Annotated in this window: 24 protein-coding genes and 1 tRNA gene; 19 read left to right on the forward strand and 6 right to left on the reverse strand. The window is 69.6% G+C overall.

The features are described from left to right. Positions 1-33 precede the first annotated feature (33 nt). The 4 genes from rph (at position 34) to DEA06_RS01985 (ending at position 3,294) form a co-directional block, all read left to right on the forward strand. Positions 34-780, forward strand: a complete 747-nt coding sequence (gene rph, locus DEA06_RS01970; protein WP_116646270.1) for a ribonuclease PH — start codon at positions 34-36, stop codon at positions 778-780. Beyond that, positions 770-1,384, forward strand: coding sequence for an RdgB/HAM1 family non-canonical purine NTP pyrophosphatase (gene rdgB / locus DEA06_RS01975; protein WP_116646271.1), 615 nt, complete (start codon positions 770-772; stop codon positions 1,382-1,384). Before rph ends, rdgB begins: the two co-directional genes overlap by 11 nt. 39 nt (positions 1,385-1,423) lie before the next feature. After that, a complete protein-coding gene (locus tag DEA06_RS01980; RefSeq protein ID WP_116646272.1) occupies positions 1,424-2,302 on the forward strand; it encodes a glycosyltransferase family 2 protein in 879 nt (292 codons plus the stop codon). 68 nt (positions 2,303-2,370) lie between these two features. After that, positions 2,371-3,294, forward strand: coding sequence for a cation diffusion facilitator family transporter (locus DEA06_RS01985; protein ID WP_116646273.1), 924 nt, complete (start codon positions 2,371-2,373; stop codon positions 3,292-3,294). A 2-nt stretch (positions 3,295-3,296) separates the two neighbouring features. Here the strand turns inward: DEA06_RS01985 and DEA06_RS01990 are convergent, their stop codons facing one another. Next, complete coding sequence (locus DEA06_RS01990; protein ID WP_116646274.1) at positions 3,297-5,777, reverse strand: ATP-dependent DNA ligase; 2,481 nt, start codon at positions 5,775-5,777, stop codon at positions 3,297-3,299. A gap of 260 nt (positions 5,778-6,037) precedes the next feature. Here DEA06_RS01990 and DEA06_RS01995 point away from each other — a divergent pair, with 260 nt between their 5' ends. Then, positions 6,038-6,910: a Ku protein gene (locus tag DEA06_RS01995; protein ID WP_116646787.1), complete on the forward strand. Its 873-nt coding sequence runs from the start codon at positions 6,038-6,040 to the stop codon at positions 6,908-6,910. A gap of 18 nt (positions 6,911-6,928) precedes the next feature. On the opposite strand, the gene DEA06_RS02000 is transcribed toward DEA06_RS01995, so the two are convergent. Next, positions 6,929-7,708 carry a VTT domain-containing protein gene (locus DEA06_RS02000; RefSeq protein WP_116646788.1) on the reverse strand — a complete coding sequence of 260 codons (780 nt, stop codon included), beginning with the start codon at positions 7,706-7,708 and terminating at the stop codon, positions 6,929-6,931. A 54-nt stretch (positions 7,709-7,762) separates the two neighbouring features. After that, positions 7,763-7,844: transfer RNA gene (locus DEA06_RS02005), tRNA-Leu, on the reverse strand. Between the two features lie 180 nt (positions 7,845-8,024). On the opposite strand from DEA06_RS02005, the gene DEA06_RS02010 reads away from it, so the two are divergent. Continuing rightward, entirely contained in the window at positions 8,025-9,155 is a 1,131-nt protein-coding gene (locus DEA06_RS02010; protein WP_205781199.1) for a zinc-binding dehydrogenase, read from the forward strand. A 112-nt stretch (positions 9,156-9,267) separates the two neighbouring features. Here DEA06_RS02010 and DEA06_RS02015 read toward each other — a convergent pair whose 3' ends face one another. Beyond that, positions 9,268-9,708: a helix-turn-helix domain-containing protein gene (locus DEA06_RS02015; RefSeq protein WP_240606765.1), complete on the reverse strand. Its 441-nt coding sequence runs from the start codon at positions 9,706-9,708 to the stop codon at positions 9,268-9,270. Positions 9,709-9,960: 252 nt separating this feature from the next. On the opposite strand from DEA06_RS02015, the gene DEA06_RS02020 reads away from it, so the two are divergent. From DEA06_RS02020 to DEA06_RS02060, 9 genes are all read left to right on the forward strand, one after another. Continuing rightward, complete coding sequence (locus DEA06_RS02020) at positions 9,961-10,317, forward strand: nuclear transport factor 2 family protein (RefSeq protein ID WP_116646790.1); 357 nt, start codon at positions 9,961-9,963, stop codon at positions 10,315-10,317. A gap of 106 nt (positions 10,318-10,423) precedes the next feature. Beyond that, positions 10,424-11,581: an ATPase, T2SS/T4P/T4SS family gene (locus tag DEA06_RS02025; RefSeq protein ID WP_240606766.1), complete on the forward strand. Its 1,158-nt coding sequence runs from the start codon at positions 10,424-10,426 to the stop codon at positions 11,579-11,581. Next, the gene (locus DEA06_RS02030; protein WP_116646277.1) at positions 11,578-12,435 is read left to right on the forward strand and encodes a type II secretion system F family protein; all 858 of its coding nucleotides are present in this window, start codon (positions 11,578-11,580) and stop codon (positions 12,433-12,435) included. Before DEA06_RS02025 ends, DEA06_RS02030 begins: the two co-directional genes overlap by 4 nt. Further along, complete coding sequence (locus tag DEA06_RS02035; protein ID WP_240606767.1) at positions 12,432-13,361, forward strand: type II secretion system F family protein; 930 nt, start codon at positions 12,432-12,434, stop codon at positions 13,359-13,361. The genes DEA06_RS02030 and DEA06_RS02035 overlap by 4 nt, the downstream gene beginning before the upstream one ends. Before the next feature lie 26 nt (positions 13,362-13,387). After that, positions 13,388-13,585 (forward strand): hypothetical protein, encoded by a 198-nt coding sequence (locus tag DEA06_RS02040; protein WP_116646278.1) that lies wholly within the window; start codon positions 13,388-13,390, stop codon positions 13,583-13,585. A 1-nt stretch (position 13,586) separates the two neighbouring features. After that, positions 13,587-13,973, forward strand: coding sequence for a TadE/TadG family type IV pilus assembly protein (locus tag DEA06_RS02045; RefSeq protein WP_116646279.1), 387 nt, complete (start codon positions 13,587-13,589; stop codon positions 13,971-13,973). Beyond that, positions 13,948-14,430, forward strand: coding sequence for a TadE family protein (locus tag DEA06_RS02050; RefSeq protein ID WP_116646280.1), 483 nt, complete (start codon positions 13,948-13,950; stop codon positions 14,428-14,430). Before DEA06_RS02045 ends, DEA06_RS02050 begins: the two co-directional genes overlap by 26 nt. Next, the gene (locus DEA06_RS02055) at positions 14,430-14,840 is read left to right on the forward strand and encodes a pilus assembly protein TadG-related protein (RefSeq protein WP_116646281.1); all 411 of its coding nucleotides are present in this window, start codon (positions 14,430-14,432) and stop codon (positions 14,838-14,840) included. Before DEA06_RS02050 ends, DEA06_RS02055 begins: the two co-directional genes overlap by 1 nt. A 95-nt stretch (positions 14,841-14,935) precedes the next feature. Next, complete coding sequence (locus DEA06_RS02060) at positions 14,936-15,955, forward strand: type II CAAX endopeptidase family protein (RefSeq protein WP_116646282.1); 1,020 nt, start codon at positions 14,936-14,938, stop codon at positions 15,953-15,955. A gap of 9 nt (positions 15,956-15,964) precedes the next feature. Here DEA06_RS02060 and DEA06_RS02065 read toward each other — a convergent pair whose 3' ends face one another. Beyond that, on the reverse strand, positions 15,965-17,251 hold the full coding sequence (locus tag DEA06_RS02065; protein WP_116646283.1) for an MFS transporter: 1,287 nt from the start codon (positions 17,249-17,251) through the stop codon (positions 15,965-15,967). A gap of 91 nt (positions 17,252-17,342) precedes the next feature. On the opposite strand from DEA06_RS02065, the gene prfB reads away from it, so the two are divergent. The 4 genes from prfB (at position 17,343) to smpB (ending at position 21,039) form a co-directional block, all read left to right on the forward strand. Beyond that, positions 17,343-18,455: a peptide chain release factor 2 gene (gene prfB, locus DEA06_RS02070; RefSeq protein ID WP_116646284.1), complete on the forward strand. Its 1,113-nt coding sequence runs from the start codon at positions 17,343-17,345 to the stop codon at positions 18,453-18,455. 141 nt (positions 18,456-18,596) lie between these two features. Beyond that, a complete protein-coding gene (gene ftsE, locus DEA06_RS02075; RefSeq protein WP_116646285.1) occupies positions 18,597-19,592 on the forward strand; it encodes a cell division ATP-binding protein FtsE in 996 nt (331 codons plus the stop codon). Continuing rightward, positions 19,589-20,500 carry a permease-like cell division protein FtsX gene (gene ftsX, locus DEA06_RS02080; protein WP_116646286.1) on the forward strand — a complete coding sequence of 304 codons (912 nt, stop codon included), beginning with the start codon at positions 19,589-19,591 and terminating at the stop codon, positions 20,498-20,500. Before ftsE ends, ftsX begins: the two co-directional genes overlap by 4 nt. A 62-nt stretch (positions 20,501-20,562) precedes the next feature. Then, a complete protein-coding gene (gene smpB / locus DEA06_RS02085; RefSeq protein ID WP_116646287.1) occupies positions 20,563-21,039 on the forward strand; it encodes an SsrA-binding protein SmpB in 477 nt (158 codons plus the stop codon). Between the two features lie 3 nt (positions 21,040-21,042). On the opposite strand, the gene DEA06_RS02090 is transcribed toward smpB, so the two are convergent. Next, on the reverse strand, positions 21,043-21,702 hold the full coding sequence (locus DEA06_RS02090) for an SIMPL domain-containing protein (RefSeq protein WP_116646288.1): 660 nt from the start codon (positions 21,700-21,702) through the stop codon (positions 21,043-21,045). Positions 21,703-21,733: the final 31 nt, after the last annotated feature.

Here is a 21,733-nt window from a genome sequence, read left to right on the forward strand (position 1 = left end):
AAAGTGGCACATTCCTATCCTGAGGAGAACCGAATGACCGACATCACCCGCGCCGACGGGCGCGCGCTCGACCAGCTGCGTCCGGTCACGATCGAGCGCGGCTGGTCGGCCCACGCCGAGGGCTCCGCGCTGATCTCCTTCGGCAACACGCGCGTGCTGTGCACGGCGTCGTTCACGAACGGCGTGCCGCGCTGGCTCACCGGCAAGGGCAAGGGCTGGGTGACGGCCGAGTACGCGATGCTGCCGCGCGCGACCAACTCTCGCAACGACCGCGAGAGCATCAAGGGCAAGGTCGGCGGACGCACGCACGAGATCTCGCGTCTGATCGGCCGGGCGCTCCGTGCCGTCGTCGACACTAAGGCGCTCGGCGAGAACACGATCGTCATCGACTGCGACGTGCTGCAGGCCGACGGCGGCACCCGCACCGCCGCGATCACGGGGGCCTACGTCGCCCTGGCCGACGCGATCGAGTGGGGACGCCGCAAGAAGTTCATCGCGCAGCGCTCCGAGGTGCTGTTCGACTCGGTGTCGGCCATCTCGGTCGGCATCGTCGACCAGACGCCCATGCTCGACCTCGCCTACGTCGAGGACGTGCGCGCCGAGACTGACATGAACGTCGTCGTCACCGGCCGCGGTCTCTTCGTCGAGGTGCAGGGCACGGCAGAGGGCGCGCCGTTCGACAAGGCCGAGCTCGACCGCCTGCTCGAGCTGGGCGTGAACGGATGCGGCGACCTGCGCGACATCCAGACGGCCGCGCTGGAGACGTCCCTTGAGGGCTGAGGGGGCGGCGCGCAGGGTCGTTCTGGCGACGCACAACCCGCACAAGGTGGAGGAGTTCGCCGGGATCGTCGCGCGGGTGCGTCCTGACCTCGAGGTCGTGGGGTACGACGGTCCCGAGCCGGTCGAGGACGGGGTCACCTTCGCCGCGAATGCGCTCATCAAGGCTCGTGTGGCCGCAGCGCACACGGGTCTTCCGGCCCTCGCCGACGACTCGGGGGTGTGCGTCGATGTGCTGGGCGGTTCGCCCGGCGTGTTCTCGGCGTACTGGGCGGGGCACGCGAAAGACGCCGGCGCGAACCTGCGCCTGCTGCTCGATCAGCTCTCCGACGTCGCCGACCCGCACCGCACCGCGCAGTTCGTCTCCACGATCGCGCTCGTCGTTCCCGACGGCCCCGAGCACGTCGTGGAGGGTGTGTGGCCGGGTCGGCTGGCTTCCGAAGCATCCGGAGACGGCGGATTCGGGTACGACCCGATCTTCGTGCCCGACGGTCAAGACCCCGCGGCGGAGCGCACGGTCGGCGAATGGAGTGCGGCGGAGAAGAACGCGGCCTCGCACCGGGCGCGCGCGTTCGTCGCCCTCGGTCCGTTGCTCGAGACGCTGTAGCTCGAGCAGCGGTTCGACCGCATCCGCTACGGTCTGAACATGGCTGCGACCCCCACCGTCTCGATCGTCATCCCCGCCTACAACGAGGAGGAGACGATCCGGCGCTGTCTGCTCGCCGCGATCGAGCAGACGGTCGCCGCCGAGGAGATCGTCGTCGTCGACAACCGCTCGACCGACCGCACGGCCGAGATCGTCGAGGCGATGAGCGTCGCGTTCCCCGAGGCCAACATCCGGCTCGTCCGCCAGGACGCCGAGCAGGGCATCACCCCCACGCGCAACGCCGGGTTCGATGCGGCCACCGGTGACGTGATCGGACGCATCGACGCCGACTCCGCCCTCGCCGCCGACTGGGTGGAGCAGGTGAAAGGTGCTTTCGCCACCGGTGACTTCGACGCCGCCTCCGGATCGGTCGAGTACTACGACATGCCGCTGCGCGGGTTCGGACATCAGGCCGACGACGCGTTCCGCCGCCTGCAGGTGAAGCTCGCCGGTGAGTACGTCTTCCTCTTCGGCAGCAACATGGCGCTCACCAAGAACGCATGGCTGGGCGTTCGCGACGACGTCTGCGCCGACCGCGACGACCTCATGCACGAAGACCTCGACCTCTCGGTGCACCTCGCGAAGAACGGCTTCAAGGTCGGATACGTCTCGGCCATGGTCGCCGGGATGTCGGCCCGTCGCCTCGACGACAGCCCGCGCGATTTCCGCTTCTACGTCGAGCGGTTCGAGCGCACGTACCGACTGCACGGCATTCACGACGTTCGCCTGCTCACGCCCATGGTCGTTCTGCTCGGAACGTATCCTGCGCTGCACGCCGAGCGACGCATCCAGGCCCGCCGAGGCCACGCGGGCATCAGCCTTCCCGAGACCGGCGGCCAGCACCACGCCCAGGCCGCCGCGGCCGCCGTGCCGGACTGAGAATCGTCATCGTTCCCGACAGTGCGGAAGTCCGCCTGGCGGGGGTGCACCGGCTCTAGCCTGGGAACATGCACGATCACGCGAGCCCGAGCGGCGGCCTCCGAGGCGCCAGCAACCGGCGTCTGCTCGCGCTCTCGCTGTCGATCACCGCGATCGTCATGGTCGTGCAGATCGTCGGCGCCGTCCTATCGGGCTCGCTTGCGCTGCTCGCCGACGCCGTGCACATGTTCACGGATGCTGCGGCCCTCGTCATCGCGCTGATCGCCAGCGCCGTGGCTGCGCGCCCAGCCAACGACCGACGGACCTTCGGCTATCAGCGCGCTGAGGTAGCCGGAGCGCTCGTCAACGGAGTGATCCTCATCGTGCTGGCGGTCTGGGTCGCGGTGGAGGGCGTGCGGCGCCTCCTCGAACCCGCCGACGCCGAGGTGACGGGCGGTCTCATGCTCGTCGTCGCCGTCATCGGCCTCCTCGCGAACGCGGCCGCGATGTGGCTGCTGAGCTCGGCGCAGAAGCGCAGCATCAACGTCCGCGGCGCGTACCTCGAGGTGCTGGGCGATCTGCTCGGTTCGGCGGCGGTCATCATCGCCGCGGTCGTGATCCTGTTCACGGGGTGGATGCAGGCCGACGCCGTCGCATCTCTCCTCATCGCGGCCATGATCGTGCCGCGTGCCATCGGTCTACTGCGCGAGGTCGCGTCGGTGCTGAGCGAGGGCACGCCGAAGGGGATGCAGGTGAGCGAGATCCGCGAGCACATCCTGTCGACCCCGGGGGTCGTCGACGTGCACGACGTGCACGTGTGGCAGCTCACCCGAGGAGCCCCGGTGATGAGCGCCCACGTCGTGGTCGACGACGACGACTTCCGTGGCGGTCGCGCGGGCGGCATCCTGCACGAGCTGCAGGGGTGCCTCGCGACGCACTTCGACGTCGAGCATTCGACCTTCCAGCTCGAACCCGCCGGGCACATCGAGCACGACGACGCCCGTCACGCCTGACGTCAGGATTCGCGCACGACCTCGTCGGGGCGTTTGTCGGGTCGCAGGCCCCGCCACCGCGCCTGACGCAGGATGCCTCCCGGTGTGAACTCCGCGAACTCCACCTCGCCGACGAGTTCGGGTCGCACCCACAGGGCGTCGGAGGCGTCGGCGGCCGGCACGTCGACGAACGGGACCGCGGTCGTGCGCAGCGGCCGCAACACTTCTTCCAGGCGCGCGATCGTCGATTCGCTGAAGCCCGAGCCAACCCGGCCCGCGTAGGCGAGTCCGTCGGGTGTGGGGACGCCGACGAGCAACGATCCGATCGAGCCCGACCGCCCGCCCTTACCGGGTCGGATGCCACCGATCACGACCTCCTGCGTGCGGGTGAGTTTGACCTTGAGCCACTCTTCCGACCGCACTCCGCGGCGGTACCGCGATCGCGGATCCTTTAGCATCACTCCCTCGAGGCCGAACAGCTCGCTCGTCTCGAGAGCCGCGTCGAGGTCGTCGAAGACGGGAGGCAGCACCACCGGGTCGTGGGCACCCTCGGCCAGGGATTCCAGGATGCGGCGGCGCTCGGCGAGAGGTGATCCGGCAGTGTCTTCGCCGCGGAACGACAGCACGTCGAACAGGTAGAGCTTCACCGGGGTGCGCGGTGCTTCCCGAGCGATCTCGCGCGGTTTCTGCAGGTTCATGCGCGCCTGCAGGAGGGGGAAGCTCGGACGGCCCTTCTCATCGAGGGCGACGATCTCGCCGTCGATCACCGCGGGATCGGGCCCGAGACCCAGGTCGGCGGCGCTGAGCTCGGGATACTTCGCGGTGATGTCGGCGCCGCTGCGGGCGCGCAGCCGCAGGCGTGAGCCGTCCCACAGGCCGATGGCGCGGACACCGTCCCATTTCATCTCCACCCACGGGTGCCCGTCGATGGCCCATCGCCGTGCCGCGTCGCGGGCGAGGCCCCGCGTCGCCGAGGTCGCGATCATCGGGGCGAGGTCGGAGGCCGGGGGAGTCGTCTGTGCCACCGGCCCGTGATCGTGGGGCTGCTCGTCATCGTCGGTCTCATCGATGGGCACGACGGGTTGGCCTTCGGGTTGGGGCCGGCCCGCCGCATCCGTCTTCATCCGATGCAGCAGCCACGTCGATTTCGCCCCCGTGCCGTCGGTGCGGATGAGGGCGAGGCGCACGCGTCCGAGAGGACCGCCCGCTCGGCCCTCGAGGGTGAAGATGATCTCGTCGTCGCGCCACTTCTCGAGCTCGTAGCGGCCTTCGTCCCAGATCGTCATCGTGCCCGCGCCGTACTCGCCCGCCGGGATCGAGCCCGAGAAGGCGGCGTACTCCATCGGGTGGTCCTCGGTCTGCACCGCCAGATTGTTGCGGCTCGCGCTCGGGGGAACGCCCTTGGGCACCGCCCAGCTGGCGAGGACGCCGTCGCGCTCGAGCCGGAGATCCCAGTGCAGGCGCGTGGCGTGATGCTCTTGGATGACGAAAACGGGGAGGCCCTCGGATGCTGCGGCGCCGAGCGGATTCGATGGCACCGGTTCGGGCGTCTTGCCGGCGGCGCGCATGGAGATGTACTCCGACAGAGGACCGGTGTCGGCATGCCGGGCCCCCGCGCGGAAGCCGAGGTCAGCCATCGGGTCACCGGCATCCGCCACGCGGTCCAGCACCTCGTCGAACTGCAGGTGGCGCAGGGCGGGATCGTCGAGCTCCTCCCACGTGCGGGGCGCGGCGACCGTCGGTAGCGAGCGGCCTCGCAGGGAGTAGGGGGCGATCGTGGTCTTCGCGCCGTTGTTCTGGCTCCAGTCGATGAAGACCTTGCCCGGTCGCGCCGCTTTCGCCATCTGGCTGACGACGAGCTCGGGATGGTCGGCCTCGATCGCGCGGGCGAGCTCTTTCGCCAGTGCCGTGATCGCATCGCTGGACTGGTCGCCCGGGAGCGGTGCGTAGAGGTGGATCCCTTTGCTGCCGCTCGTCACCGGCAGAGCCTCGAGCCCCATGCCGCCGAGGATCGCCTTCGCCCACCGAGCGACCTCCGCGCACTCGGCGAGCCCGGTACCGGGTCCGGGGTCGAGGTCGAGCACGAGCCGGTCGGCCGGCCCCCTGTCGCCGTCGGGAGCGAACCGCCACTGCGGTACGTGCAGCTCGAGGCTGGCGACCTGGGCGAGATAGACGAGGGTCGCGCGCTCCGTGACGAGCGGATAGTCCTTGGCTCCGGTCGAGTGGTCGATCGCGCGCCGCGCGACCCACGACGGTGCTCCGGCCTCGAGGTCCTTCGCGAAGAACGACATCCCCGGGTGCGCGTCGGTGCCCACGCCGTCGGGCCACCGCTTACGCGTGACGGGGCGGCCGGCGACGTGGGGGATGAGGAACGGTGCGATGCGGCTGTAGTAGTCGATCACCTCGCCCTTGGTGGTGCCCGTCTCGGGGTACAGCACCTTGTCGAGGTTGGTGATGCGCAGGCGGCGGCCGTCGATCCGCACCGTCTGCTCGCCGCCCGCCATGTGTCCACGCTAGCCCCGCCGCCGCATCCGCCCCTCGACGCCCTCGATGCGCCGTCCCTTTTCGTCCGTACTCAGGATGAAACGAGCGGCCCGCGGGTCGGATGCCGGAATTCCGGGCCGCCGCGGGCCGTGCGCAATTCTCATCCTGAGTTCGTGCAGAGCGATGGCGCGCACCCGCCCCGTTCGCAGATCGAGGCCGAAGGGCGACGCGAGGCGCAAGGGGATAGCCGTGACGGGTGCGACTGCTGTTCACTGGGAACATGAGGGCGATTTGGAAGGGCGCGTTGACGTTCGGGCTCGTGAACGTGCCGGTGAAGGTCTACTCGGCCACCGAGGATCACGACGTCTCGCTGCACCAGGTGCACAACAAGGACGGCGGGCGCATCCGCTACCAGCGCATCTGCGAGATCGACGGCGAGGTCGTGCCGTTCGCCGATATCGACAAGGCGTACGACGACGGTGAGCAGACGGTGGTGCTCACGAAGGACGACTTCGATGCGCTGCCGTCGGAGAAGAGCCGTGAGATCGACGTGGTGGAGTTCGTGCCGAGCGAGCAGGTCGATCCGCTCATCCTCGACAAGGCCTACTACCTCGAGCCCGATTCCACCTCACCCAAGGCCTACGTGCTGCTGCGCAAGACCCTCGAGCAGACCGAGCGCACGGCGATCGTGCGTTTCTCTCTGCGCCAGAAGACGCGCCTCGCTGCGCTCCGCGTGCGCGGGGACGTGCTGGTGCTGCAGACGCTGCTGTGGGCCGACGAGGTACGCGAGGCGTCGTTCGCGTCGCTCGACGAATCGGTGCGGATCTCGGCGAAAGAGCTCGAGATGTCCGCATCGCTCGTGGAGAGCTTCGCGAAAGACTTCGACCCGGAGGAGTTCACCGACGACTACCAGGCCGAACTGCGCACGCTGATCGACGCGAAGCTCGAGCAGGGCGACGCGCTCGACACCGCGGCGACGTTCGGCGAGCAGGAAGAAGCATCCGACGGGGGAGAGGTCATCGACCTCATGGAGGCCCTGCGTGCGAGCGTCGAGCGCAGCCGGGCAGCGCGCGGCGGGTCGAGCGACGAGAAGAAGGCGCCGGAGAAGAAGCCGGCCGCGAAGAAGCCCGCGGCGAAGAAGAAGGCTTCCTAGGGGGCGGATGCTGCGGCGTCAGACCTTCGGCGCATCGCCGTCGGTCGGGGTGTGGCGACCGTGCTCGACGACGTCCTCGTCGAGGGCGAGTTCCTGCGCCTCGGTGCGGTCGGTCACCGCATCGCCCATGCGCTCCGCCTTCTTCGCCTGGGCGCGCTCGCGCAGGAAGTTGAAAGCGATGAACAGCGCCGTACCGGCGACCGCGATGAGCAGGAACACGTCGATGTACTCGGCGACGAACTCACCCACGCCCGGGATCAGGCTGATGAGGAAGCCGAAGATCGTCAGACCGAAACCCCAGATCACGGCGCCGATGAAGTTGTAGAGCGTGTACTTCCACTTGTTCATGTGGCCGACACCGGCGGCGATCGGTGCGAACGTGCGGACGATCGGCACGAAACGCGCGAGGATCACCGTGGCTGCGCCGAAACGCTCGAAGAACTCATTCGTGCGTTCGACGTTCTTCCGGCTGAAGATGCCGGAATCCTTGCGCTCGAAGATCGCGGGCCCCGCTTTATGGCCGATGAGGTATCCGACCTCGCCTCCGACGAACGCCGACAACCCGATCAGAAGGCCGACGACCCAGACGTTCACCCCGAACACGCCGTGCGGGGGGTGCGTCGTCGGGTTCGACAGAAGCCCCGCGAGCACGAGCAGAGTGTCGCCCGGGAGCAGGAACCCGATCAGCAGGCCGGTCTCGGCGAAGATGATGAGGCACACCACGAGCAGGGCCCAGGGCCCCGCGGCGTCGATGATCGCAGCCGGATCGAGCCAGGGGATGAGCGCGGAATGCTGGATCACGGATGCCTCGGAGGTGTAGGGCCGATAGGTGGGTGGCCGCTAGGACCGTTGTGCGGAAGGGGGGACTTGAACCCCCACGCCCGAAGGCACAGGAACCTAAATCCTGCGTGTCTACCGATTTCACCACTCCCGCGGGTGCGATCAGTCTAAATGAGGCGTGCGTACGGATATGGCGGGTGAATTCACGGCGAACGGCGCCGCTCTCGCGCTCCACGATGCTCGGCCGGTGACGCCCAGCGCAGACGGCCCGATCACTATTCAGGCAGCCTGAGACACTGGTCGTCAGACAGTTCTCGATGAGGAGATGTGAACCATGGTTGATGCGCAACGGATGATGCGGGCGGCGGTGCTGCGCGGTGACGCGGCGGCGCTGGAAGTGATGGACATTCCCGTTCCTGTCGCGCGCGCAGGTGAGGCTCTCGTGAAGATCATCGCGTGCGGTGTCTGCCACACCGATCTTCACGTCATGAAGGGCGAGGTCGCATTCCCCCGTCCCGCGGTGCTCGGCCATGAGATCACGGGCACGATCGTGTCGCTCGGCGAGGGCACCACCAACACGCGCGGGCTGTCGGTGGGCGACACCGTCGTGGGCGCGTTCATCATGCCGTGCACCGAGTGCCGGTACTGCCTGCAGGGCCGAGACGACATGTGCGAGAACTTCTTCGCCCAGAACCGCCTGCGCGGAACGCTCTACGACGGTGAGAGCCGGCTGAGCCTCGATGACGGGTCGTTTCTGGCCATGTACTCGATGGGCGGCTTGGCCGAGTACTCGGTCGTGCCGCTGTCGGCTCTTGCGCCGTTGCCCGAAAGCCTCGATCCGGTGACCTCGTCGGTGCTCGGGTGTGCGGCGTTCACCGCCTACGGCGCCGTGCGCCGGGCGGGCGCACTGATCGAGGGACAGTCCGCGGCCGTGGTGGCCGTCGGGGGCATCGGCAGCGGGGTGATCCAGGTCGCGGCCGCCGCGGGGGCCTACCCCGTCATCGCGATCGACGTCGCAGACGACAAGCTCGACGCCGCACTCGCGCTGGGAGCCACGCACGCCGTCAATTCCCGCGAGAACGACGTCGCGGCCGCGGTGCGCGAGATCACGGACGGGCGCGGGGCCGACGTGGCCTTCGAGGCCCTCGGCCGGCCCGAGACCTTCCGTCAGGCCGTCTCCTTGCTGGCCGACGGCGGACGGATGGTCGCGATCGGGATCGCCGCGGGCAACGCTACCGCCGAGGTCGAGATCACCCGGCTCGTGCGCCGCGGATACACGATCACGGGTTCGTTCGGCGCCCGCACCCGCGAAGACCTCCCCGCCGTCGTCGACCTCGCCGCCACCGGCGGTTTCGACGCCGATCGTCTCGTGACGCGGCGGTACGCGCTCGCCGACGTCGACGAGGCGTTCGAGGCGCTCGCTCGCGGCGAGATCACCGGGCGCGCGGTCATCCTGATGGGATGAGTGCGACCCCACGGTCGCCCGCGACCGGGGGGCTGACGGGGCCGGCCCACCTCGCCCGGGTCTTGGACGCGCGGGTGCGCTTGCGGTGGTTGCGCCTCCGCGTCGGCGTCTGTCACGTCATGTCTGAGACGGCATAACGTGCGCGCATCTGCTCGCCCGCTGCGGGGCCGGCGCGGAACGCGAAACGCGGGTCGGACACGGTCATGCCGGACACGGGATCGATCGTCTGCGGATCCACTTCGCGTCCGGTTTCGGTGTCGACGAGGATCATCGCCCGTTCGGATGGGGCCAGTTGCTCGTTTCTCCACGCGGCCATCGCCACCAGGATCGGCCGCAGGGATCGGCCGAAGTCGGTGAGCACGTACTCGTGCCGGACGGGCCGCGCCTGGTAGGCGCGCTTGGCCAGGATGCCGGTTTCGACCAGGGTCTTGAGCCTGGTGGTGAGCATGCTGGAGGACAAGCCGATGTTCGCCTCGAACTGGTCGAACCGGGTGAAGCCGTCGAAGCAGTCGTGCAGGATCAAGATCGTCCACCACTCGCCGACGTACGACATCGCCGTAGACAGGGGGCACTCGCGGTCCTCGGCTCGGATGTGCGCAGTCACGGGCTCCTCATTTCCGGATGGGCGGTCGGGCCGACGGCGGTTCCCGCCCCGCCAGCGACTGCTAATGTAGCAGTGACAGTGACTGCGAAAACAGAAGTAAGGATGCCGCGGCCGGCGCCCCTGGCGCGACACGACGACCGACGACGGAACGACCGGCACCATCTGACGACCACGCCCGCCCCGCGCGAAACGGAGAACATCGTGACTGACATCTTCACCGCCTACGACCCCGAGACCGTGCCGTCACCGGCGGTCGCCTACCTCGACGCACGTGACGAGAATCGTCACGCCGATGCTGCGGCCATGTTCGCACCCGACGCGACCGTCATCGATGACGGGAAGACCTACGAGGGGATCGATGCCATCACCACCTGGATCGAGAGGTCGTCGACCGAGTACGCGTACACCAGTACCCGCATCGGTCAGCAGATCGCCGACGAGACTCACCCGGTAGTGAGGGTCCGACTGGACGGGAACTTCCCGGGCGGCACCGTCACCCTCCGCTACGAGTTCGACCTTCGGGGCGAGTCCATCAGCCGGTTGGTGATAGACGTCTGATCGCCCACCCGTGGTCGGGATCCGGGATGCGCGTGCATGAGGGGATGTATGCGTGCTGTGGACAACCTCGGCCGCCGTGGGCTGCGTTGTTGCCAGGATGCTGGGCGTGAGCTTCGCCATCGCTTCCCCCACCGCGACAGCGGAGGTCGTGGAGCGTGTGCGCGAGCGGCTGCGTGCCGAGGAGAGCGATCCGGCCCGTGATCCGGAGTACGCGGAGCGGGTGATCCGCTCCGAGGTGCGACGGCACAACGATTTCGCCCTCGCGAGGGGGATCCCGCCTGTCGATGACGAGGGGGCGTGCGTGCGCGACGTGCTCGCCCAGCTCACCGGGTACGGGCCGCTGCAGGCGTACCTCGACGACCCCACGGTCGAGGAGGTGTGGCTCAACGCCCCCGATCGGGTGTTCGTCGCGCGCGGAGGCGTGGCCGAGCGGGTGCCGGTGTCGCTCACCGACAGTGCGGTGAGAGACCTGGTCGAGCGGATGCTGCACACGAGCGGTCGCCGCGTGGACCTCAGCCAGCCGTTCGTCGACGCGTCGCTGCCCGACGGGTCGCGGCTGCACGTCGTGATCCCTGACATCACCCGACGGCACTGGGCCGTCAACATCCGGAAGTTCCTCCCGGCCTTCCGCGATGTGGGGCGTCTGGTCGCGACGGGGTCGCTCGCTCCGGAGGCCGCCGACCTGCTCGTCGATGCGATGCGGCAGGGGCGCAGCATCCTCGTGTCGGGGCCGACCCATGCGGGGAAGACGACGCTCCTCGCGGCGCTCGTCGCCGCTTCCGCCCGCTCGCAGCGCATCGTGACGGTCGAGGAGACGTTCGAGCTGGCCATCGATGCGCCCGACCTCGTCGCGTTGCAGGGGCGCCAACCGAGTCTCGAGGGTGGGGGAGAGGTCACTCTCCGGCGGCTGGTGAAGGAGGCGCTGCGCATGCGCCCCGATCGCGTCGTCGTCGGCGAGGTGCGTGACGCCGAGGCGCTCGATCTGCTGCTCGCCCTCAATACGGGCGTGCCGGGGGCAGCCACGATCCACGCGAACTCCGCGGCGGAGGCCCTGGCGAAGCTCGCCGCTCTGCCGCTCCTGGCCGGACGCAACATCGACGCGCAGTTCGTGCTCTCGGCCGTCGCCCGCTCGGTGCATCTCGTCGCGCACTGCGGACGCGATGCGCGCGGCCGGCGACGGGTGCTCGAAATCGTCACTCCGACCGGGCGGCTCGTGGGCGATGCCGCCGAGGTGCGGTCGCTGTATCGGGCGGGTCGATCGTGACGCTCGTGCTGGGGGCGCTGCTGGCCGGGGGGATGCTGCTGGTCGCGTCGCCGTGGCTGTGGCCGAGCGGGCAGGCATCGTCGGCCCCGGAGCCGGACGGCGCGCTCCTGCGGCTGCTCGAGTCGGCGGGGTTCGCGTCGGTGCGACCGCGCGTGGTCGTCGTGCTGGGCACGGTCTTCGCATTGCTCGCGGCGGCCATCGTGTGGCTAGCGACCGCGGTGCCCGCGCTCAGCCTCATCTCGGGTGCGGCCGCGGCGGTCGCCCCGATCGTGTGGCTGCGCGCCCGGCGCACCCGATTGCTGCGTACCCGGCGCGCGCTCTGGCCCGACGTGTGCGATCTGCTGATCGCGTCGGTGCGGGCGGGCATGTCGTTGCCCGACGCCGTGGCCAGCCTGGCGTTCTCCGCCCCGCCCGCGCTTCGGCCCGCGTTCGCCGCATTCGGGAGCGACATGGCAGCATCCGGTCATTTCGACTCGAGTGCAACGCGACTGAAGACGGCGTTGTCCGACCCGGTCGCCGACCGCATCATCGAGACCCTGCGGATGGCGCGTCAGGTCGGCGGCACCGAGCTGACGGCGGTGCTGCGTGCGCTCGCCGGTTCGGTGCGCGCCGATGCGGCCCTCCGCGGCGAGGTCGAGGCGAAGCAGTCGTGGATCCGCGGGGCGGCCGTGCTCGGGGTCGTCGCGCCCTGGGTGATCCTCGTGCTGTTGGCGCTGCGCCCCGAGGGGTCTCGCGCTTATGCCAGCGGCGAAGGGGTCGGGCTCATCCTGGCCGGGGCGGTCGTGTCGGTGGTGGCGTTCCGCGTGATGCTGCGCATCGGCCGGCTTCCGGAACCTCGGCGGTGGTTCGGGTGAGCCCCGGGCTGCTCACGGAGACGGCCCTCGCGGTGCTGCTCGGCTGCGCGTTCGGGGTGGGGGTGTGCCTCCTGGCCTCACTCGCCCCGCGCGTGAGCGCGCCGAGCCTCTCTCGCCGCATCGCTCCCTACATCCGCGACGTCGTCGACCCGCGTGGTCTCGGCCCGGCCCAACCTCCGACCGCAGGACTACGCGGGGCGTGGGATGACGCGCTCGCCCGACTCGGCCGCATGCTCGGTGGGGCGGAGGCCGCACAGCACCGCATCGATCAGGCCGGCTGGCAGACGGATGCTGCGGGGTTCCGTGCGCGTCAGATGGTGTGGGCGCTCGCCGGACTCGGTGCGGGCGGGCTCATCGTCGTGCTCCTGGCCGTGGCGGGCACGCTCACGCCCCCTGCGGGTCTCGTGCCCGTCGCGGCTGCCGTGACGGCCGCGATGGCGTGCGACGCTCGACTCACGGGGGCGGCGCACGCTCGCGTGCGCCGGATCGAGGAAGAACTCCCCACCGTGCTCGACTTCCTGGCGCTGTGCCTTGCGGCGGGCGAGGGAATCCTCGACTCGCTCCGGCGGGTGGGTGAGATCGGCTCGGGGGAGCTGACCGCGGAGTTCCGCCGCACGGTGCTCGACGTCGGGACGGGATCGACGCTGCCCGAAGCGCTCACGGCGCTCAGTCGCCGCATCCGCATCCCCGCCGTCTCGCGATCGATCGACCACATCGTGGCCGCGCTCGACCGCGGCGCCCCGCTCGCCGCCGTGCTGCAAGCCCAGGCCTTCGATGCGCGCGAAGACGCCAAGCGCACGCTCATCGAGCAGGCGGGGCGGAAGGAAATTCTCATGCTCGTGCCGCTGGTCTTCCTGATCCTCCCGCTGAGCGTGCTGTTCGCGGTGTTCCCGGGGATCTTCATGCTGCGGCTCGGAATCGGCTGATCGCCCACGCTCGGAAGGAGAACGACATGGATGCTGCGAAGGTGCTCGCGCGTAGACTGCGCACCGCCTGGGGAGACGCCCTCGACGACGAGGTCGGAGACGTGCCCGGGTGGGTGCTGATCACGCTCATGACCGCGGGGCTCGTGGTGGTGATCTGGGCGCTCGCCGGGCCTGCGCTGGCCCAGCTGTTCGAGCAGGCGATCTCCCGCGTCTCGGGTCTCTGAGATGCAAAGGCTCCGCCAGGCCCTCGACGACGAGGAGGGGTCGAGCCCCGTCGAGTTCGTGCTGGTTGGCGGCCTCTTGACGCTTCTGACGGTCGCCGTGCTGCAGTTGGCCCTCGCCGTGTACGTGCGCAATGTGGTGCACGACGCCGCGGTCGAGGGGGCTTTCCACGCGGCGCTCGCCGACACGACTCTCGCGGAGGGCACCGCCCGCACCCGCGATCTCATCGGGCGCGCGGTGGCGACGTCGTATGCCGAAGACGTGACAGCGGTCGAGCAGGGCGAGACGGTTCGCCTCACGGTGCGCACGACGCTGCCCCTCCTCGGGCTGTGGGGGAGTCCGCGAGCACTGGAGGTGACCGCCCATGCGCCGAGCGAGTCGCTGGGGTGAGGCGTTTCGGCGAGCACTCGGCGACGACGACGAGGGATCGGCGGCGATCGAGTTCATCTTCGTCGGCCTCCTGCTGCTGGTCCCGACGGTCTACCTGGTGGTCGCGCTCGGCATGGTGCAGCACCAGTCGCTCGGGGCCGAGGCGGGAGCCCGGCACATCGCCCGCGCGATCTCGACGGCGATCGATGCCGCCGACGCCGATACGCGCGCTCGGGAGGTGCTGGCGACGATCGTCGAAGAATACGGGCTCGATGCAGAAGCGGTGGATATCGAGATCGACTGTCCGGGCGCAGCATCCGGGTGTCCGTCTGCCGGCGCGAACGTGGTGGTGACGGTGCGCACAGCCGTCGCGCTGCCGCTGGCTCCGCCGGTGCTCGGTCTCGACCGGTTGGCGCGCCTCCCCGTCGAGGCGGTCGCGGTGCAGAAGATCTCCCGGTTCTGGGGTGCGACATCGTGATGCGGCGACTCGACGACGACGGGAGCGTGCTGCTGCTCACGCTGGGCTACGCGCTGCTCGCCCTGGCGCTCGTGCTCGTCTGCGCCAATGCCACATCGCTCTATCTGGCGCAGAAGCGCCTCGACAGTGCGGCGGATGCTGCGGCGCTCGCCGGTGCCGACGGATTCACCCTCACGGTGACCGACGGTCGAGCGATGGCCGTGCTGACCGACGACGGCGTCCGCGCGCAGGCGGAGGAGGCCGTCGACGCGATGGGGGAGGCCATCACGGTGGTCGAGGCCTCAACTCCCGACGGCGTCTCGGCCCGAGTGACCGTGACAGGGGTGTGGCACCCACCGGTCGTGTCGCTGTTCGTGCCCGACGGGGTGCCGCTGGGCGCGACCGCGACCAGCCGCACCGCGCTGCTGTAGGTCGGCGACCAGCCGCGCAGCGCTGCCTCTCACTGAGCCGCGCGCGCACCGAACGGCCGCGCGAACGTGAGCGAGGCGCTCGTTACGCTCGAAGCATGGCCGAAGAACCTCGCGATGACACCCCTGCGCCCGTCGTCTCTCCCGCGCAGGCGTGGCCGACCGGTGCGCCTGGAGGCTACGTCGCGGCGATAGCGCCGATGCCCGACCCGCGCAGTCCGCTGCCGGGTCTGCCCTTCGGGTCGAGCTACCGCACACCCCGCACCCGGTGGTGGAAGGGCCTGCTCAGCATCCTCATCGTGATCGTCGGCATCCTGCTGTTCACCACGATCGGTGGCCTCGTCGCGACGATCGTCGATCTCGTGATCGGCGCGCAGGACGCCGACGCCCTCATGTCGGGCCTGATCGTCATGACCCCGGTCGTGCTGCTCGCGACGAACCTCAGCATCGTCGCGGCCGCGGCGCTGTCGATCATCGCCCACCGCTTCGTCAGCGGGGTGCGGATGGGCTTCTTCCACTCGCTGCGCCCCGGCTTCCGGTGGCGGTGGCTGTGGATCTCGACCGCCATCGCCGCGCCGTTCTACCTGGCCTTCGCCGCACTCAACCTGCTCGACCCCGCGTACCGCATCGAGATGTCGTCAACGGCCCTTGCCTTCCTCGCCGTGATCGTGCTCACCACACCCCTGCAGGCGGCTGCCGAAGAGTACATGTTCCGCGGCGTGGTGCAGCGGGCGGCCGGTTCGTGGCTGCGCTCGCCGCGCTGGGCGCTCATCGTGGGAACGATTGTGAGCGCGTCGATCTTCTCGGCCGTGCACTTCGCCGCCGACCCGTGGCTGATCGCCTACTACTTCCTGTTCGGCGTCGGCCTGTCGATCCTCGCCCAGCTCACGGGCGGCCTCGAGAGCGGCATCGCGATCCACACCGCGAACAACCTCTTTCTGCTCGCCGTCTCGGCATTCACGGGCTCGATGGATGCGGGCTTCGACCGTTCTGCCGGAGTCGGAAGCCCGGTGCTGCTGCTGCCGATCGTCATGCTCGCGATCGTGATCGCCATCCTGGCGGCGGTCGCGCGCCGGAGGCGTCTCGCGCGGGTCACACCCGAGCCTCCGCTCGTCTGAGCGTCGTTCCTACTTCGCCCGCGGCACGAACCGCGGCACCCAGCGCACGAACCCGAGCGCGCCCAGCAGCCCGATGACGCCCATCGCCCCGGCGGCGAACGACAGCGACAGCACGGCGGCGATTCCCGAGATCAGGAGCGGGGCCGTCGCGCCCCCGGCGTCGGTCAGGGTTCGCCACGACCCGAGGAAGGGCGCCGGGTCGGTCGGGGGCGCCACGTCGGCGCCGAGGGTGAGAAGGATGCCGCTCGAGAGCCCGTTGCCGACTCCGAGAACCGCGGCGAACATCGCGAACCACATGCTCGCGTTCGTCAGGTCGTGGGTGATCGAGAGCGCGAAGAATCCCGCGCCCATGAGCACCATCGCGGGCAGGGCCGCCCACAGCCGGCCGAACCTGTCCATGACCTGACCGCTGGCGTAGAACAGCGCGAAGTCGATCGCCCCCGAGATGCCGACGACGAGCGCGATGGTCTGCGCGTCGAGACCGATCGAGACGCCCCACAGGGGCAGCATCACCTGACGCGCCGACCGCAGGGCCGACAGCGACGCGGCCGCAAGCCCCAGGCGCGCGAGCACGTCGCGGTGCCGCCACATAGTGCGGAACACGCCCGCGCGCACCGCTCCCGAGCCGGGTGCGGGCAGCGGAATCGAGCCGGTCACGGGCTCGCCGGTGTCTTCGCGCGGCTCGGGGGCCGCAGCATCCGACCCGTTCTTCGTCAGCGCCAGTTCAGGATCGGGCCCCAGCAGCACGAGCAGCACGGTCGCCACCAGGCAGACGCCGAAGAACCAGATCGCCGCGCTCTCGGTGCCGAAGACGGTGAGGAGCACCGCCGCGATGAACGGCCCGACGAACATGCCCAGGCGGAACGTGCCGCCGAGCAGCGACAGTGCCCGCGCGCGGAACGACAGGGGCACGCGCGTCGTCATGAACGAGTGACGCGCGAGTCCGAAGGCGGCCGCGCAGAGCCCGATCACGAAGACGGCCGCGGCGAACAGCACCAGGGTCGGGGCGAGAGCGAGACAGATCGTCGCGACGAGGGCCACCACCCCGGCGACGCCCATCGTGATGCGCTCACCGAAGCGGGCGACCGCCCAGCCGGCCGGAATGTTGCCGCAGAGCTGACCGACGACGAGGGCGGAGGCGACGAGTGCGGCGACGGCGATATCGGCGCCCAGGCGCGACGCGATGATGGGGATGAGCGGGATGACCGCCCCCTCGCCGATGGCGAACAACAGCGTCGGGCCGTAGATCATCGGGGCGAAGCGGACGAGGATGCGGCGGGGGGAGTCGTCAGCCATGTCGCCTCCAACATACGCCCGGCGTTCGTGGCGCCGGTCGGTCCGCCCGGCGCCGGATACCGGCGGACGGAGGGCGGTAGGCTGGGGAGCCATGCTTGAACTCGATCTGACCGCCGATATCCAGGCGCTGCGCTCCACCTTCGGCGACATCCGCGCCGTGGTGGACGTCGACGCGCTCACCGCCGACATCGCACGCCTCAGCGAGGAGGCCGGCGCCCCCGACCTCTGGGACGACGTCGACAAGGCGCAGAAGGTGACGAGCGCGCTGAGCCACCGGCAGTCCGAGCTCAAGCGCATCTCCGACGTGGAGGCGCGCCTCGACGACCTCGAGGTGCTCGTCGAGCTCGCCCTCGAGGCGGAGGACGAGGAGTCGGCGGCCGAGGCCCGCAAGGAGCTCGCCGACCTGACGAAGGTGATCAACTCGCTCGAGGTGCAGACGCTCCTCGACGGTGAGTACGACCCGCGCTCCGCGGTCGTGACGATCCGTTCCGGTGCCGGCGGCGACGACGCGACCGATTTCGCCGAGATGCTGCTGCGCATGTACCTGCGCTGGGCCGAGCGCCACAAGTACCCCGTGAAGGTCATGGACACCTCCTACGCCGAAGGTGCGGGCATCAAGTCGGCCACCTTCGAGGTCGACGTGCCGTACGCCTTCGGAACCCTGAGCGTCGAGGCCGGCACGCACCGTCTCGCCCGCATCAGCCCCTTCGGCTCCGCCGACAAGCGGCAGACGAGCTTCGCCGCGGTCGAGGTCATCCCCGTGATGGAAGAGGCGCAGGAGGTCGAGGTGCCCGAGGGCGACATCCGCGTCGACGTCTTCCGTTCGTCGGGTCCTGGTGGCCAGTCGGTCAACACGACCGACTCCGCGGTGCGCATCACCCACCTCCCGACCGGCCTCGTCGTGTCGATGCAGAACGAGAAGTCGCAGATCCAGAACCGCGCCGCCGCGATGCGCGTTCTGCAGACGCGCCTGATGCTGCTGCAGCGCGAGGAAGAGGCTGCGAAGAAGAAGGAGCTCGCCGGCACGATCACCGCGAGCTGGGGCGACCAGATGCGCTCGTACTTCCTCTACGGACAGCAGCTCGTGAAAGACCTGCGCACCGGCTACGAGGTCGGCAACCCCGCATCCGTCTTCGATGGCGACCTCGACGGCCTGATCGCCGCGGGAATCCGCTGGCGCAAGCGCAAGACCGAAGACGACTGACCGCGAGACCCGTTCTGCGTGTCGAGACCACGGCCTGATGTCGCGGTCTCGTCGGCCAGGCGCGGTTTCGTCGAACGGATGCTGCGCGGCGGGCGCGTCACGACCGGATGCGGCGGGGGAGCCGCTTAGGCTTCTTGCGCCATGATCCGGTTCGAGAACGTCAGCAAGCGGTATCGCGGCACCTCCAAGCCCGCCCTCAACGAGGTCGACTTCGAGGTGCAGCGCGGAGAGTTCGTCTTCCTCGTCGGTCAGTCGGGCTCGGGAAAATCCTCGTGCCTTCGTCTGATCCTGCGTGAAGAGACGCCGAGCAAGGGGCGCGTCGTCGTCCTCGGCAGAGACCTCCGCACTCTCTCGAATCGCAAGGTGCCCTACTTCCGTCGGCACGTGGGTGCGGTCTTCCAGGACTTCCGGCTGCTGCCGACGAAGACCGTGTTCCAGAACGTCGCGTTCACCCTGCAGGTGACCGGCGCCTCGCGCGGCTTCATCTCGCAGGCCGTGCCCGAGGCCCTCGCCCTCGTCGGCCTCGCCGGCAAGGAGAAGCGACTGCCCCACGAGCTCTCGGGCGGTGAGCAGCAGCGCGTCGCCATCGCGCGTGCTCTCGTCAACCGCCCGCAGGTGCTGCTCGCCGACGAGCCCACCGGAAACCTCGACCCGGCAACCTCGATCGACATCATGCAGTTGCTCGCACGCATCAACGCCGGAGGCACCACGGTCGTCATGGCCACGCACGAGGCCGGCTTCGTCGACCAGATGCAGCGTCGCGTGATCGAGCTGCAGAACGGCGAGATGGTGCGCGACGAGCGTCACGGCGGCTACGGCGACACGTCGGGTCTTCCCCGCCTCGCCCCCCAGGTCGAGAAGGGCGCGGCAGCGGTCGCGGCCCTCACCGCGGTGCTCGAGGTGCAGCGAGAGGTCGCACAGGTCAACCCCGCCGCCGGCGCCGCGTTGGAGGAAGCCGCGGAGCGGCTCACGCCGGCCGCCGAAAAAGCCATGGCTCCCGTCATCGCCGAGCAGACGCCGGAACCGGCATACACCCAGCGGGCCGAGGGCTCCGGCGAGATCGACGAACTCGGACTCGCCGACCGCCTCGGCCTCAGCGGCAACCGTCGCGACGATGAAGTGGGGCCCACCTCGTGAGGATCGGACTCATCCTCGGCGAGGCCTTCACCGGTCTTCGCCGCAACGCCTCGATGGTCATCTCCGTCGTGCTGGTGACCTTCGTCTCGCTGACCTTCGTCGGCGCCGCGATGCTCATGCAGATGCAGATCGGCAAGATGCAGGAGTTCTGGGCGGATCGCGCCCAGGTCGCGGTCTACATGTGCTCCTCGGTCTCCGATACCGCCACGTGTTCGGATGGTCTGGCGACGCAGGATCAGATCGACGCGGTGACGGCGTCGCTCGAGGGTGGTGCGCTTGCGCCGCTCATTCGCGACTACACCTACGAGAACAACCAGCAGGTGTACGACCGCACGATCGCGCAGCTGCCGGAATACGCCGACGTGCTCACCCCCGACCAGGTCGGTGCGACGTTCTCTATCAACCTCGTCGACCAAAGCCAGTCCGACGTCATCGCCGAGGCCTTCGGCGGGCTCGAAGGCGTGGAAGACGTCGCCGACCAGCTGCAGTACCTCGACCCGCTCTTTGACGCTCTGCGAATCGCGAGCTACGTCGCGATCGGAATCGCTGCGTTGATGCTCATCGCTGCCGTCCTGCTCATCGCCACGACCATCCGCCTGTCGGCCTTCGCCCGCAGGCGCGAGATCGGCATCATGCGCCTCGTCGGAGCATCCAACCGCTTCATCCAGACCCCCTTCGTGCTGGAGGGCGTGCTCGCCGCGCTCATCGGGTCGGCGCTGGCGAGCGTCACGATGTGGGGCATCGTGACCTTCGGGGTCGAAGACTACCTGCGCGACAGAGTCGCCTTCATCACCGCATGGGTCGGGCCCGGCGACCTCGGCGTGGTGATTCCGGTGATCGTCGCGCTGGGCGTGGTGCTATCGGCTCTGTCGGCCGGCTTCGCCATCAGGCGCTGGCTGCGCACCTGAGGTCGGCGTCGGCCTTGTAGACTGATGGGCTTGCATGAGCCCGACAGCCGGAGGAGGTTGCCATGCCCCGCGAGCAAGGCGAGAAGGTCGTCGCGACCAACCGTCGCGCGCGTCACGAGTACGCCATCGAGAAGACGTACGAGGCGGGCCTCGTGCTCACCGGCACCGAGGTGAAGTCGCTCCGGCAGGGGCGGGCGAACCTCAGCGACGGCTACGCCTACATCAACGGGGGAGAGGCGTTCCTCGACGCCGTCAACATCCCCGAGTACTCGCAGGGGCACTGGACCAACCACTCCGCCAAGCGCATCCGCAAGCTCCTCCTGCACAAGGAGGAGATCGTGAAGCTCTCGCACGCGATCTCGGCGGGCGGCTACACGCTGGTGCCGCTGAAGCTCTACTTCCTCGACGGACGTGCCAAGGTCGAGATCGCGGTAGCCAAGGGCAAGCGCGAGTTCGAGAAGCGTCAGACGATCCGCGAGCGCGAAGACAAGCGCGAGGCCGAGCGCGCGATGCGCACGCGCAACCGCACGGGCGAGTAGGCCCTACGACGCGCGGAACCGCGCCTCCACCGCTGCGCCGACCACGATGTCGGCCGGCTGGAGCGCGAGTGCCGGGCCCGCAGCATCCGACGCGGCCATCCGCATCATGCGAGGAGCGGATGCTGCAGCCTCCGTCTGTCCGGCGAGAAGCCCCACGTCGGCGATCTCGATCGGCGCCACGGCGCCGAGCCCGATGGCCTCCGCATAGGCCTCGGCGCGGGTGACGGCTACGCGCACAGCGTCGGAGGCGACGTCGCGCTCGACGATCGCGCGGGTGCCGGGGGTGAGCTGCCACGAGATCGACGTGACCTGAACCTCGTCGGCGTCGGCGGTCTCGCCGAGCCACCACGACAGCGCGGTGAAGTCGGCGAACGACGCCGAGATGTCGACGGAGGCGTGGTGCACCGGCGGCAGCTGTCGTCCCTCGTTGTTCCAGGGGCGTTCCGACCAGACCGAGACGCGTCCGCTCGACCACTCGGCGACCTCGCCGGAGCGCTGGTGGGCGTCGAGACCATCGCGTATCGGTGCCGTGGCCGCGTTCACACGCTCGACCACGGGTCCGCGTTCGGGCCCGTCCGCTCTCACGGACAGCTGCACGACGGCCCGCTCAGGAGCGACCCGGCGCTCCTGCTCGCCTCGGACGGTGATGACGACCTCGCTCATGCGCCGAGCCTACGGGCTCTGCCTGAGCGGG

Origin of the sequence: Microbacterium sp. Gd 4-13 (genome assembly GCF_003095395.1) — a bacterium.
GTDB lineage: Bacteria > Actinomycetota > Actinomycetes > Actinomycetales > Microbacteriaceae > Microbacterium.

Excerpts from the sequence above, each read along its gene's own strand:
- DEA06_RS02040 (WP_116646278.1), top strand. The coding sequence starts at position 13,388 with ATGGATGCTGCGAAGGTGCTCGCGCGTAGACTGCGCACCGCCTGGGGA.
- prfB (WP_116646284.1), top strand. The coding sequence starts at position 17,343 with ATGCTTGAACTCGATCTGACCGCCGATATCCAGGCGCTGCGCTCCACC.
- DEA06_RS01995 (WP_116646787.1), top strand. The coding sequence starts at position 6,038 with ATGAGGGCGATTTGGAAGGGCGCGTTGACGTTCGGGCTCGTGAACGTG.
- DEA06_RS01990 (WP_116646274.1), bottom strand. The coding sequence starts at position 5,777 with ATGGCGGGCGGCGAGCAGACGGTGCGGATCGACGGCCGCCGCCTGCGC.
- DEA06_RS02015 (WP_240606765.1), bottom strand. The coding sequence starts at position 9,708 with ATGTCGTACGTCGGCGAGTGGTGGACGATCTTGATCCTGCACGACTGC.
- DEA06_RS02055 (WP_116646281.1), top strand. The coding sequence starts at position 14,430 with ATGCGGCGACTCGACGACGACGGGAGCGTGCTGCTGCTCACGCTGGGC.
- DEA06_RS02090 (WP_116646288.1), bottom strand. The coding sequence starts at position 21,702 with ATGAGCGAGGTCGTCATCACCGTCCGAGGCGAGCAGGAGCGCCGGGTC.
- smpB (WP_116646287.1), top strand. The coding sequence starts at position 20,563 with ATGCCCCGCGAGCAAGGCGAGAAGGTCGTCGCGACCAACCGTCGCGCG.
- DEA06_RS02010 (WP_205781199.1), top strand. The coding sequence starts at position 8,025 with ATGGTTGATGCGCAACGGATGATGCGGGCGGCGGTGCTGCGCGGTGAC.
- DEA06_RS01980 (WP_116646272.1), top strand. The coding sequence starts at position 1,424 with ATGGCTGCGACCCCCACCGTCTCGATCGTCATCCCCGCCTACAACGAG.
- DEA06_RS02065 (WP_116646283.1), bottom strand. The coding sequence starts at position 17,251 with ATGGCTGACGACTCCCCCCGCCGCATCCTCGTCCGCTTCGCCCCGATG.
- DEA06_RS02045 (WP_116646279.1), top strand. The coding sequence starts at position 13,587 with ATGCAAAGGCTCCGCCAGGCCCTCGACGACGAGGAGGGGTCGAGCCCC.
- ftsE (WP_116646285.1), top strand. The coding sequence starts at position 18,597 with ATGATCCGGTTCGAGAACGTCAGCAAGCGGTATCGCGGCACCTCCAAG.
- DEA06_RS01985 (WP_116646273.1), top strand. The coding sequence starts at position 2,371 with ATGCACGATCACGCGAGCCCGAGCGGCGGCCTCCGAGGCGCCAGCAAC.
- rph (WP_116646270.1), top strand. The coding sequence starts at position 34 with ATGACCGACATCACCCGCGCCGACGGGCGCGCGCTCGACCAGCTGCGT.
- DEA06_RS02060 (WP_116646282.1), top strand. The coding sequence starts at position 14,936 with ATGGCCGAAGAACCTCGCGATGACACCCCTGCGCCCGTCGTCTCTCCC.
- DEA06_RS02050 (WP_116646280.1), top strand. The coding sequence starts at position 13,948 with ATGCGCCGAGCGAGTCGCTGGGGTGAGGCGTTTCGGCGAGCACTCGGC.